This window comes from Enterobacter sp. SST3 (genome assembly GCF_000286655.1).
Lineage (GTDB): Bacteria > Pseudomonadota > Gammaproteobacteria > Enterobacterales > Enterobacteriaceae > Enterobacter > Enterobacter roggenkampii.
This window is the reverse complement of sequence record NZ_ALNS01000004.1, coordinates 220,373-232,768: the sequence shown is the minus strand read 5'-3', so window position 1 is coordinate 232,768 and position 12,396 is coordinate 220,373. Positions and strand designations below refer to the sequence as shown.

Sequence of the window (12,396 nt, the reverse complement as noted above, 5' to 3'; positions counted from 1 at the left end):
GGTGGCGGCTGCGCCTTACCCGGCCTACAAATGCCCAAAACTCGTAGGCCCGTGCAAGCGAAGCGCCGCCGGGCAAGGATGATCGCACAAATGCAAAAGGCCAGCCCGAAGGCTGGCCTTTTAAAAGCGATGACAGTCGATTACTTCAGACCGGCAGCTTCACGCAGCAGGGCGGCTTTGTCGGTTTTTTCCCATGGGAAATGTTCACGACCAAAGTGACCGTATGCAGCGGTTTCTTTGTAGATTGGGTGCAGCAGATCCAGCATCTGAATCAGGCCGTATGGGCGCAGGTCGAAGAACTCGCGCACCAGCAGGGTCAGCTGTTCTGAAGGCACCTTCTCAGTACCAAAGGTTTCCACCATGATGGAGGTGGGTTCAGCCACGCCGATGGCGTAGGAAACCTGAATCTCACAGCGGTCAGCCAGGCCGGCAGCAACGATGTTTTTCGCCACATAACGTGCCGCGTACGCTGCAGAACGGTCCACTTTTGATGGATCTTTACCGGAGAATGCACCGCCACCGTGACGCGCCATGCCGCCGTAGGTATCAACGATGATTTTACGACCGGTCAGGCCGCAGTCACCCATTGGGCCGCCGATAACAAAGCGTCCGGTTGGGTTGATGAAGAATTTGGTGGCGCTGCTCAGCCATTCGGTTGGCAGAACCGGCTTGATGATCTCTTCCATCACTGCTTCCTGCAGGGATTTCTGATCGATATCTTCGGCATGCTGGGTAGACAGAACCACCGCGTCAATACCGACAATTTTACCGTCGTCGTACTGGAAGGTGACCTGGCTCTTCGCATCCGGGCGCAGCCACGGCAGGGTGCCGTTTTTACGCACTTCAGCCTGACGCTGCACCAGACGGTGTGCGTAGGTGACCGGCGCTGGCATCAGCACGTCGGTTTCGTTGGTTGCATAGCCGAACATCAGGCCCTGGTCGCCCGCGCCCTGTTCCAGCGGATCGGCACGGTCAACGCCCTGGTTGATGTCCGGAGACTGTTTGCCAATTGCGCTCAATACCGCGCAGGAGTTGGCATCAAAGCCCATATCAGAATGCACATAACCGATCTCACGCACCGTGTTACGGGTGATCTCTTCGATATCAACCCATGCGCTGGTGGTGATCTCACCGCCAACCAGAACCATGCCGGTTTTGACATAGGTTTCACACGCGACGCGTGCTTTTGGATCCTGCGCGAGGATCGCATCCAGCACCGCATCGGAGATTTGGTCAGCAATTTTATCAGGATGTCCTTCTGATACGGACTCGGACGTAAACAGGTGTTTTGCCATGTTTTATTTCACCTAAGAGGAATTTGGTTAGCTCAAGCTGCTGTGTGGAATAGCCAAAGGAGATAATTCTACCAAGGCCTGCAGGTTTTTGACACTGGCAGTATGAGTGTTAATCAGTATAGATGGATTAACATCTGGATGGCTATTTTAGGTCACTTCTTCACCCGATTTCCAGTTTTTTTTGACTCATCTCTCACTCAGTTGAAATTGCTGCTGGCAAAAATTCCTGACGGTGCTGGCAACACGCGCATTTTTGTTTTGCTTTTTAGCCCCCTTCTCGGTATAAAACGCGGCGCGCGGCTCATATAAAATAAGCGCTCGATGAACTCATCGTGTCGCCACTTCCAGCCGGGTAAAGCAGTGAACTTTTAGCTTTGGCTTGGGGTCCGTTTCAGCAGAGGCGGCCGTGGAGGTGATACGAGATAATGAACCATCGTTTTCCGCTAATTCAGCGCAGCCGTTCTGGCGCGCATTTGATTCCCGCAACCCGCATTTCTAGTCTGCAAACCTGCCGATGTTATACCCATCTCGGCGCTTCTCAGGATTCCAGGGCCGGTCACGCTTTGTGAAAACTGAACAAGGGCGCTCTTGTTAATACAAGAGTTTTCTCGTGGTTTCGCCGAACCTTGTCATACAGAGTTCGGATACGTGTTTTACAATGATATGAATAAGAAACCGGTCGCACGGTCTGGATTTCAGCATACTCTGCTGGGAAACGGAGCCGTTTATGGGTTGTTATCGCCGTATAACGCTGCGATAGTAGTCAACTGTTTTACACTTAATACAAAGAGTTGAGGTTCGCTATGTCTGACGACATGTCTTCTTTTTCGCCTTCGTCAGCGGGCGAACAGGGTGTACTACGTTCTATGCAGGAGGTTGCGATGAGCTCCGAGGAAGCCAGCAAGATGCTGCGCACTTACAATATTGCCTGGTGGGGCAATAACTACTACGACGTCAACGAACTGGGCCACATCAGCGTCTGCCCGGATCCGGACGTCCCAGAAGCGCGCGTGGATCTCGCCAAACTGGTGAAAGCCCGTGAGGCTCAGGGCCAGCGTTTGCCTGCACTGTTCTGCTTCCCGCAGATCCTGCAACATCGTCTGCGTTCGATTAACGCCGCGTTCAAACGCGCGCGTGAATCCTACGGCTATAAAGGCGACTACTTCCTGGTTTACCCGATCAAGGTAAACCAGCACCGCCGCGTGATTGAATCGCTGATCCACTCCGGCGAGCCGCTGGGGCTGGAGGCGGGTTCCAAAGCGGAACTGATGGCCGTGCTGGCGCATGCGGGGATGACCCGTTCAGTGATCGTCTGTAACGGCTATAAAGACCGTGAATACATTCGTCTGGCGCTGATTGGCGAGAAGATGGGCCACAAGGTCTATCTGGTTATCGAGAAGATGACTGAAATCGCTATCGTGCTGGAAGAGGCCGAGCGTCTGAACGTGGTGCCGCGCCTTGGCGTGCGTGCGCGTCTGGCGTCGCAGGGTTCCGGAAAATGGCAGTCCTCCGGCGGTGAAAAATCCAAGTTCGGCCTGGCGGCCAACCAGGTGCTGCAGCTGGTAGAAATTCTGCGCGAGCGTGGTCGTCTGGACAGCATTCAGCTGCTGCACTTCCACCTCGGCTCGCAGATGGCCAACATTCGTGATATCGCCACCGGCGTGCGAGAGTCGGCGCGTTTCTACGTTGAGCTGCACAAGCTTGGCGTGAATATTCAGTGCTTCGACGTGGGCGGCGGCCTGGGCGTGGACTACGAAGGGACTCGCTCGCAGTCCGACTGCTCCGTAAACTACGGCCTGAACGAATACGCGAACAACATCATCTGGGCGATCGGCGACGCCTGTGAAGAGAACGGCCTGCCGCACCCGACGGTGATTACCGAATCCGGTCGCGCGGTGACCGCGCACCATACGGTGCTGGTCTCTAACATTATCGGCGTTGAGCGGAGCGAAACCACCGAAGCGACGCCGCCGGCAGACGATGCCCCGCGTTCCCTGCAAAGCATGTGGGAAACCTGGCAGGAGATGCACGAGCCCGGCACGCGTCGTTCCCTGCGCGAATGGCTTCACGACAGCCAGATGGATCTGCACGATATTCACGTCGGCTACTCTTCAGGCACCTTCAGCCTGCAGGAGCGCGCGTGGGCAGAGCAGCTCTATCTGAATATGTGCCATGAAGTGCAGAAGCAGCTCGACCCGAGCAACCGCGCCCACCGTCCGATAATCGACGAGCTGCAGGAGCGTATGGCGGATAAGATTTACGTCAACTTCTCGCTGTTCCAGTCGATGCCGGATGCCTGGGGTATCGATCAGCTGTTCCCGGTTCTGCCGCTGGAAGGATTGAATCACGCCCCGGAACGTCGCGCGGTGCTGCTGGACATCACCTGCGACTCTGACGGCGCTATCGACCACTACGTGGACGGCGACGGTATCGCCACGACGATGCCAATGCCGGAATACGACCCGGAGAACCCGCCAATGCTGGGCTTCTTTATGGTCGGTGCGTATCAGGAGATCCTCGGCAACATGCACAACCTGTTCGGCGATACCGAGGCGGTCGACGTGTTTGTCTTCCCTGACGGCAGCGTGGAAGTTGAGCTGTCTGACGAAGGGGATACCGTGGCGGACATGCTGGAATACGTTCAGCTGGATCCGAAAACCCTGCTCACGCAGTTCCGCGACCAGGTGAAAAACACCGGGCTGGACGATGCGCTGCAGCAGCAGTTCCTGGAAGAGTTTGAAGCGGGTCTGTACGGATATACGTATCTGGAAGACGAATAACGTTCGAAAGGGGCGTTAAAAAAGGGTCTGACGAAAGTCAGACCCTTTTGTTTTAGCTGTACTGCTCGTCGGTGAAGGTAATGGTTACCGGAGCATAGATATCAATCGGTCGATCGATTTGCAACGCCTTCCACTGTGGACGCGCGTTCATCGCACCTTTGCTCATGTCGCCATTCCACTGTTTGTGTTCCGGCGTTTTCGGCATGTCCATCCCGGTCTGACCGGTGGACGACCCCGGAGAAAGCTTAACGTCATTCCCTTTGGCGTTGCTGGATGGCGCAACGCCGTTGGTCATGTCGCCATTCCACTGCTTGTGTTCCGGCGTTTTCGGCATATCCATCCCGGTCTGACCGGTGGACGAACCCGGCGAGAGCTTGACGTCATCGCCTTTGGTGTTGCTGGATGGCGCAACGCCGTTGGTCATGTCGCCATTCCACTTCCTGTGGTCCGGTGTTTTCGGCATGTCTTTACCGGTTTTACCCGTTGCAGAGCCAGGAGAGAGCACCGGATAGTTAGTTTCCGGTACGGCCCATTTCTTCACTGGCGTAACCGTTGTGGCTTCTGGTTTCGCTTTTGGCGTAACCGTTGCGGCCTCTGGTTTCGCTTTTGGCGTCAGCGGCTGGGACGTTGACGGCGCAACGTTTGGCACGGCTTCACTGCGTGCGGTTTCAGACGCGACGGCCTCCTTATGGACCACCGAAGAGGCGGACGTGGAGGTCGTTGTCGCCGTCGTTTTCTCAATCGTCATATGCTGAGAATCAGACGTTGTACGCGTCGTGGTAGTCGTCTGCTGCTGCGTTGAGCCTGGCTTAGTCGGCGTACACTTCTGAGGGCAGCCGCCATCGTCCGTATGGCCGTCATCCGGCTTCGCTGGAGTATCGCTGTCTGCGTCAGCGCCACTTTTCTTCTTCTTACGAATCCCCGGATCGGCAAGCGTGTAGGAAATGTTATTTCCTGCTTCTTTCTCATCACGTGTGACAACCGACATTTCATCTTTATTGGTATTGAGATCGCCATTCACTGTCGCACTGGTGGTGTCACCCACGGCGATAGTGGATTTCTGCGTTTCGTTGTAGTGAATTTCATCCACGGTGTCGACGTAGATGTTACCGGAAGGCACTACGCCATTGCTCAGGCCAATGCCGCCACCGCCGTACAGACCATCCTGCTCAACGTGGTCTTCCAGCGTTTTCGCATTGATATCACCCGCAACGTTCACCGATCCGGTGCCATCCTGAGATACCAGATTAGCCCCGGTCATATTGAGGTCGCCTCCGGTTTTCACATTCAGCTCGCCGCTGGTATTGATACCAGATTGCTTCGCTGTTTTAGACGAATCGTAACTTTCAGAGCCGCCGCCCCCGTTGACGGACGCGTTCGGGATGATGCCCGCTGCCGAGACGGAGATGCCCACAGAAGCGCCCCAGTTACCGCGGCTACTTTCGGTGTGCTCGGTATTCTGCACGGAGGTGATATTCATATCGCCTGCAACGTTAACATCCGCTTTTTCTGCATCGATGTTAGCGCCCTTCATGTTCATATCACCGCCAGCGTTCACTGTCACCGTGTTGCCGTTGATAGTACTGTTCTTATACGACGTAGAGTTACCCGAGCCGTGTTCCGTACTGCCGTTGTAATCGACTGAAATACCGCCGCTTGCGCCAGTTATATCCACTCCCACGCCTGCGGTAAGACCGCCTTTGTGTTTTTCGGTTTCATTGGTGTAAGAGGTTGTTGATTTCGCTGCGTTAATGTCCACATTACCACCCGCATTGATCTCCGTATTCTGCGAGTTCACGTTCACGCCGTTGAGCGTGGTATCGTTGGTCGAATTAATGCTGACGTTTTTAGCATTAATATTGGTGGTATTCTCCGCCGTTGCGGTGCGCGTTTCTTTCGTTTTTGTCGTGTTCCCGCCGAAAGTGACGGAGCCGCCAGCAAGATCGTTTAGCATGATGTTGGACACATCGCCCAGCACTTCCGCCGTCGTGGTTCCGCTGTTAATCGACTGGCCTTGCTGCGATTTATCAATGAGATTCCCGGTTTTGTCGATCGCATCAACTACCGCACTGTGGGCCTCACCTGAAACACCGACAAAGCGGTCTTTATGTGTGACGGTGGTTTTGGTTTCATCCTCGTATTTGGTGCTTGCGACATCCTTCGCGTTAATGCTGAGCTTATCTCCGGCGGAGAGGTCAGCGCCGCCAATATCCGCCGTTTTTCCTGCATTTACGGAACCGGAATCGGTAAAATTAATGGACGCGTTGGTGTTCTGCTTGCTCTGGGTCGACACGGTATCGGTTGTGTCTTCCATACCCACCTTGAAACCGGCAGTATCGGTGATCGGTGCGCGGCCCGGTTTGGCACCAATCGCGGAGGTTTCAGAATTACCGCCTGCGCTGGTGTAGTCGCCAGAGGTGGTATTTTTTGTGGTGCCGTCGTTTTTGCCGTAGGAAGCCGAGGCGGATTTACCGGCGCCGCTGATGCCGGCCTCAGCAACAAACTGGCGAGACTGTGTGGTGTGTTCCTCAGCGGACACGTTTTCAGACGTCTTTATCTCAACGTTTTCTGCCGCGTTGATGGAGCCGCTTTTCGCGTCAATGCTGCCGCCTTCGATGACCACATTCTTGCTGGCATCAATCTGCACATTGCCGCCAGCCTTGACGGTTGCGCCGATAGCTTCGCCGGTCACCGTTTTGGTGTCGGTGGTGGTATAGCTGGACAGACCGTTGATCTCGGTATTGATGGTACGGTTAGAATCAATCTGATGCAGGTCGTTGAAGGTGACGTCACCTTCGCTCGCCTTCATATTCACGTCCTGGCCTGCCGTAATATCAGCCGCGTTGGAAGTGATGGTTTTCGCCTGCATGTTGATACTGCCGCCTGCGGTGACGCCATCATCGTGCGCATGAATCTTCTGCTTGCCGTCTTCGCCGTGTCCGACAGATGCGGTCAGGGTGATGTCGCCCTTTTCAGCCTTCATGTCAATGTCGCCACCGGCGTTCACTGCCGCGCCGTTTGAGGCAATGCTGCCATTTTCCGACGTCATTGAGACGTTACCGCCCGCCGAGATGCCAGCATCTGTCGCATTGCTGATGTTGTTAATATCCCCTTTGGATTTCAGCGTGACGTCACCCTTAGAGGAGAGGGTACCGTTCACGTTGTTAATGGCGGTGGCATCAACTGCAAGGCTATTTCCGGCTGCAATGGACGCTGTGCCTTTACTGATATCACCGTTAGCCAGCTGGCTAAGGGTTTCAGGGCAAAGGTAGACCACCGGCACCAGCACTTCCGTCCCTTTGATGTTCTGGCTCACGAACCAGACGATATCCTGGGTTAGCCCATTGCGCTGCTCTTCGCTCAGAGGCTGCCCCACCACCAGATTTAGATCGCTGTTTTTCGCCGCAATACCGGCGTTATCCATCAGGTTTTGTACCAGCGCATCGCCTTCAAGACCGTCTCGTATCGCAAACATGCTGCCTACGGAGCGGCTGATCTCTCGACGAATCAGTTCGGAGATAAAGTAGTTATCGCCAATGACGTTAACGGTTTCGGTGGTAGTGTAATCCACCTTGTCGAAATAGTAGTCAGAGCCGCTGTACTTGCTCTGATCGATCATTTCCGGGCGCGTTTCGAAAATCGGAATGATGTGGTTGGCCGGGCCGCTGTATTCGGTACCGTTTTTCGCCGCCTCAGAGGCTTTTTTGAATTCGTCAGTGACTTCAAACATGCCCGGCAGAGAGACCAAATCCTTGATGGTCGGCAGTGGGCTGATCCCCATGGCCAGTTCATTCAGCTTTTTGGTATTGATGGCAACATCATAGCCCGCGACGGCGGTGTCGATGGTGTAGTCACCCACGTCGATATTCTCAATTTTGGCGTTTTCTTTGATTGTGCCAGCGTTAGCCAGGCCGTTATCCAGCGTGCCGCCATTGTGCGTAAAGTTACGACCCGCCGTGATTTCACCTTTTTCTGAAGGCACGAAGTAGATCATATTCGTCTTCAGAGGGGTAATGCTGGTGTCATTGCTTACCAGGTTATGCCATGCCGTGTTCAGGGTCGCGTAATCTTGCGAATTCCACGTTTCACCAAACACTTTGCTCATGACGTAGTTGAGCTGGGTTGAGTCATTCGCGGCGTCGAGAAGCGATTTATAGCTACGCTCTCTGTTTGGATCCTGGGTACCGCTTTTGGTTGCAGGTGCGCCGTCACCAAAGATGAAATCAAGGTATTGATAGAGCGAGTTGAAGGTCAGCGTCGTGTAGTGCTCTGCTGCCACCTTCCAGTAGTCGGTCAGTACTATCGGTTGCTCAAGGATGAGATTCAGATAGTCATACATGGATTCGGAGGTATAGGTTGGCGAGTTCAGCAGATTACCCGTGATGGTGATATCACGTCCCGCCTGGATCAGGCCGCCGTTATTTTTAACCTCTTTTTCGTCGAAAATGCCGCGCTGGTTAATATTAATATCTTTCCCGGCGCTGATTTCGCCGAGCTTACTCATAGCGATATCTGACGCCAGAACCGGGATGTGCAGAACCGTGGTAATCCTGACCTGCGTCATCACATTATCAATACCGGCCCATTGACCCACGGCATCCTGCGTTTGGGTTTGCGAAATGGTGCCACCCGTATAGGTGCTCTGGTTTTCCAGAGAGGCCGCATCAATATTGATGTTCTGTTCGGAGCGAATGATCCCGGCGGAGTTGATAATCGTTTTCGCGATGAGCGACATGTCACCCATGCTCAGCACGTTACCGTTATAGTCATTAACAAAGGCACCGTCGTGGGCATTAATATCCATCTTCCCTAACGACCAGAGCAGGCTGTTGCTGTTGTTCATTACCTCATTAGCGTTGATGTGTAAATCACCCCCCGTGACCACAGACTTGCTGTTGATCACCTTACCGTCTGCCTGGAGCGTCAGGTTGCCGATGGCTTCCATCATGGTGTTGTTGTACAGCGTACCTTCCGTGCTGAGCGTCATATCATGACCTGCACGAATACTGCGGTTATTGTCATTCAGCGCGATGGAGTCTTTTACCTTGAGCAATAAATCATGACCCGCTTCGAGGATGCCATTGATGTTATTGAATGAACCGGTATGGATGTTGAGGTCGTTTCTGGCAGAGGTCGTGCCGGAATCATGATTATTCAGCTGCGAGGCATTAATCGTGATGTTATTCCCGGCGATCAGGGCATTTTTTTCGTTGCTAATCGTCCCGCCCGCTACGTTAAGGTTCGTATTGTTGGCACCCGATAGTACCGCTGCATTGGCGTTGATCAGATTATTAGCGACATTAACTGACAGATCGCTCTGCGTCGACACAATCACCGCCTGTTCGGTGTTAAGCATGTTTTGCGCATTGATCGTAATGTCGCCGCCCGCCACGAGAGTGGACACCGACTGCTGCCCGTCCTCTGCGGTGAGGCTGCCAATGTTGCTCAACGTGTTGGCGACAATCTCCAGCGGGCCGTTTACAGCCTGAATGACACCGGCCGTGCGGTTGGTCAGAACGCCGATGGCGTTCAGCACCGTCTGCATATTGGCGGAGATGACCGCGCCGTCGCTGTTGATGAGCGACTCAACGTCTTCAATCGTCAGGTTACGCAGTGCAGCTAAAACATGCCCTTCACCTGTGTTGGCCAGGTTTTTGACGTTGCGAATAATCAGATCCAGACCTGCCTGAACCACACCGTCGTTTTTCAGCTCCTCAACGGCATCGATCGCGATATTGCCATTGCCGATGATCACCGAGCGGTTGTTTAACGTCTTCACGCCGCTGATATTCAGATTGCCCTCAGAGGCAATCACTGCATCACTGCTGTTATTAAGCGTCGTGGTCGTCGCGATCGAGAGCGCATTATCCGATTTAATCATCGATGCGCCGCTGTTATTAAGGGTACCTACGTTTCTCAGCGTGGTATTTCCAGCACCGAATAGCGTTGCACCTTCAGTGTTATTGAGGGTGTTCACATCGGACAGTGACAGCGTGCCATCAGAAATCACAAAACTGCCGGTGTTATTCAGCGTGTTGAGATGGGTAAGTTGCAGCGTCTTGCTGGCATACAGCGTGGCGGCGTTAAGGTTATCGACGGTGCTGACGCGATCGAGCGTCAGGCTACCGGCCTGAATGGTTGAGGCGTCGTTAAGCAACGATGTCGCTGTAACGGAGAGGGTTTCTCTTGCCGCGATCAGCGCGTCATGGGTGTTAGAGAGGGTGGTAATTCCGCTGGCATTGATATTATCGCCCTGGATCAGCCCATCGTCATTGTGTACTGCCAGCGCGCCGTCACCCTTTATGGTGAGGTTCTTCCCGGCAATAATGCTGCCTTTTTGACTATTCTGTAGCTCTTTTTTGACATCAAGCTGCATGTCAGTGGTTGCACTCAGCGTGCCGGCCTGGTTTTTCAGATTCGCGGTTGCGATGGTCAGTTTCTCGCTGGCACTGATGGTGCCGCTGTTACTGACGGTTGCACTGGCTTTACGGGTCTGGGTGGAGACATTACGTCCTGCAATACGTCCGGTATTGCTGAGCGTGTCGCCGCCGGATGCCAGCGTCACGTCATGCTTGTTGCTGGCAATGGTGCCGTCGTTGACGATGTTACCGTCGGCATCAATGAAGATCAGCGCATCGTTACCGCTCAGGGTGCCGCTGTTTGAAACCTCACCGTTGACCTTAATGCGCATCTCACCGCTATTAGCGCCAATATGACCACTGTTGTTCAGGGCGCTGGCGGTCATAACCAGGTTTTTATCCGCGTAGAGGCGGCCTGCGTTGTCGAGATGGCCGACAGACAGCGTCTGGGCGTTGCTGGCATACAGGATGCCATTGTTCTTCATTGAACCTGATGCAATCCAGATATCCCCTGTGGCGCTGACGGAACCCTTGTTTTCAAACGCACCGGTCAGGTTGAACTGCAGCGTCCCTTTCTTCGCGAGAATAACGCCTTCATTGTTAGTCATGCTGCCCGCGGTGATGTTGACATTACCACTGTTGCTGACGATCTCCGCATCGGAGACGAGGGTGCTGAAGGGCACCTGCTGGCCATTCTGGATGACGACAAAATCGCCATTTTTTAACGTCACGACGCCACCGGAAATGACAGCGCCGTTAGCATCCAGCGCTTTTAGTTTTCCGGAAAGGGTGTACTGCCCGGCAACATTAATCTGAATGGCGGGTACCGCTGTTGTGGCACTGTTTTGCGCAATGATAGCAGCCGTATTTTGCAGCAGGGTTGAGGCATCAATTCGGATTGTGCCGTTACGGGAGATAACGTCGTTATTCACCGTCATGCCAGAGAGCGCATGCAGGATAATATTATTTTGCGCTTCTGTACTTCCGGTGCCGCTGCTGTTTTTGTTCAGGGCAATATTGTTGCCGCTGACAGTGACATTTTTATCGCTGCGTAAACCTGTCAGCGTCACGTCGCCGTTCGCACTGATCTCAATGTCACCCGTGGCAATAATACTGCCCTCATGACGGACGCCTGCGCCGGATTCGGTGCTGATAAGCTGAATTTTACCACCGTACATTGACCCCATCGCCCGACCGTCAATCGCGACATCCGGCGTATGGCCGTCACCCGTGGCGCGAGTCGTGTGCTGGCGGCTGGAGAGATCGTAATCGTTCTGCCCGGCAACTACCTTAACGTCCGCCTGGCCGGCAATTTCACCTTCCAGTTTTGCACTTCGGCTGACAATGTCGAAGTAGCTTAGCCCTTCGGTAGAAATGCCTTGCCCTGTGAGAGACACGGTGCCTTTTTCAACAGCTAGTTTATAGTTGCCGTCCTCTTTCATCTGCACCTTACCGGTACTCAGCGTCAGGCTGTTGGCATTAATGGTGGTGGCGCCGTTAACGCTAATACCGTTTTGGTTAGCAACGATCACGTCCGCTTTTCTGCCGAAGACTTCCATCGTCCCGTTAATATAGGACGCCTGGGCTCCCGTCACTTCACTGATAATTGCTTTTGCTTCATGCTCAAGCTGGGCGTTTTTAACCGTGTAACCCCCGATCTTAGACACACCATCCTGCATGCTGTTGTTAAAAATAAGACCATTTTTATCAACGTTAAACTGGTCGAATTTATTATGCGAGACGCCTTTCGCATTCGGATCGGTGATATTCACGACTGGCGTGCCGTTAGCCGCCTGACCCATTGTTGGCCCTTTACTCTGGCTGGCATCCGGCACAGTTGCGGCTTCGGCATTAGCTGCGAGAATACCCGCTATTGAAATAAAAAGTGGGCAAAGGTGTTTATGCAAATTCCCTGCGGTTAGCTTCGTTTTTGAGGTTTTATTATTGCTCATAAAAATTCCT

Annotated in this window: 5 protein-coding genes; 3 read left to right on the top strand and 2 right to left on the bottom strand. The window is 53.7% G+C overall.

Annotated features, from left to right (window positions below):
- Window positions 1–140: 140 nt before the first annotated feature.
- Window positions 141–1,295, bottom strand: coding sequence for a methionine adenosyltransferase (gene metK, locus B498_RS18860; protein WP_008499745.1), 1,155 nt, complete (start codon window positions 1,293–1,295; stop codon window positions 141–143).
- Window positions 1,296–1,433: 138 nt separating this feature from the next.
- On the opposite strand from metK, the gene B498_RS21845 reads away from it, so the two are divergent.
- From B498_RS21845 to speA, 3 genes are all read left to right on the top strand, one after another.
- Window positions 1,434–1,604, top strand: coding sequence for a hypothetical protein (locus B498_RS21845; RefSeq protein ID WP_045335271.1), 171 nt, complete (start codon window positions 1,434–1,436; stop codon window positions 1,602–1,604).
- 354 nt (window positions 1,605–1,958) lie between these two features.
- The gene (gene yqgB / locus B498_RS22005) at window positions 1,959–2,090 is read left to right on the top strand and encodes an acid stress response protein YqgB (protein ID WP_127312443.1); all 132 of its coding nucleotides are present in this window, start codon (window positions 1,959–1,961) and stop codon (window positions 2,088–2,090) included.
- Window positions 2,091–2,098: 8 nt separating this feature from the next.
- Window positions 2,099–4,075, top strand: a complete 1,977-nt coding sequence (gene speA / locus B498_RS18865; protein WP_008499744.1) for a biosynthetic arginine decarboxylase — start codon at window positions 2,099–2,101, stop codon at window positions 4,073–4,075.
- A 52-nt stretch (window positions 4,076–4,127) separates the two neighbouring features.
- Here speA and B498_RS18870 read toward each other — a convergent pair whose 3' ends face one another.
- Window positions 4,128–12,386 carry a hemagglutinin repeat-containing protein gene (locus tag B498_RS18870; protein WP_008499743.1) on the bottom strand — a complete coding sequence of 2,753 codons (8,259 nt, stop codon included), beginning with the start codon at window positions 12,384–12,386 and terminating at the stop codon, window positions 4,128–4,130.
- Between the last annotated feature and the right edge of the window lie 10 nt (window positions 12,387–12,396).